Source organism: Acidiphilium sp. JA12-A1 (assembly GCF_000724705.2).
Taxonomy (GTDB): domain Bacteria; phylum Pseudomonadota; class Alphaproteobacteria; order Acetobacterales; family Acetobacteraceae; genus Acidiphilium; species Acidiphilium multivorum.
Window position 1 is genome coordinate 1 of record NZ_JFHO01000268.1, and the last position, 745, is coordinate 745.

A 745-nucleotide genomic window follows, 5' to 3' on the forward strand; every position below is an offset into this window, starting at 1 on the left:
ATGCACCGTCATCTTGGCCTGGAGGAACTACCCTTCAGAGTGAAGGAAATCGGCTTCGACTGGATCGAACTTTCCCCGCGGGGAGATTTTCTGGAATGGTTCAAGGCGCCGCGGGTGTTTCCGGAACGGGTGCGGGGCTTCAGGCGGGCGCTGAAAGAGGCCGGTGTGGGGATCGCCTCGCTGCTGCCGATGTATCGCTGGGCGTCGAATGACGAGGACGAGCGCAAGGCCGCGGTGCGGCACTGGAAGCGCGCCATCGAGATCTGCCTCGAACTGGAAGTCGACACGATGAACTCGGAATTCGGCCGTGGCCCACACCCTGACAAGGGGGCCTGCTATTGTTGCCATACCGGCTCGATGATCGAGGCCTGCGAAGACTCCTGGTGGCGTTCAATGGAGGAACTTGTGCCAGTGTTCGAGCGGGAAGGTATGAACCTTCATGTCGAGCCGCATCCGGAGGACTGGGTGGAAACCCTTCAGCCGGCAGTGGACATCATCCGCACGGTCAATTCGCCGCGGGTGCGATTTCTTTACTGTGCGCCGCACACCTTCTACTTTGGCGACAATACAGCGGCAATGCTGCGCGAATGCGACCAGCCCGAGCATGTGGACTTCCAGCGCCTCGCCGCCGGCGAGCCGGTTCGGGTGGCTGTGAACGTCAACTTCCTCAACGAGCTGATCTCGGTCGGCATGAACGCGCGGCGGCGTGCTGAAACGTCGTGCGCCACGCCGTCGAGGTGCTGTG

The 745-nt window shown here is 61.9% G+C and carries 2 pseudogenes; both read left to right on the plus strand.

Annotated elements, in window-relative coordinates:
- A pseudogene (locus RT91_RS19820) lies at positions 1 to 525 on the plus strand (sugar phosphate isomerase/epimerase family protein); the annotation flags it as partial.
- Positions 526 to 591: 66 nt separating this feature from the next.
- Positions 592 to 745 (plus strand): annotated as a pseudogene (locus RT91_RS23105) (50S ribosomal protein L25); the annotation flags it as partial.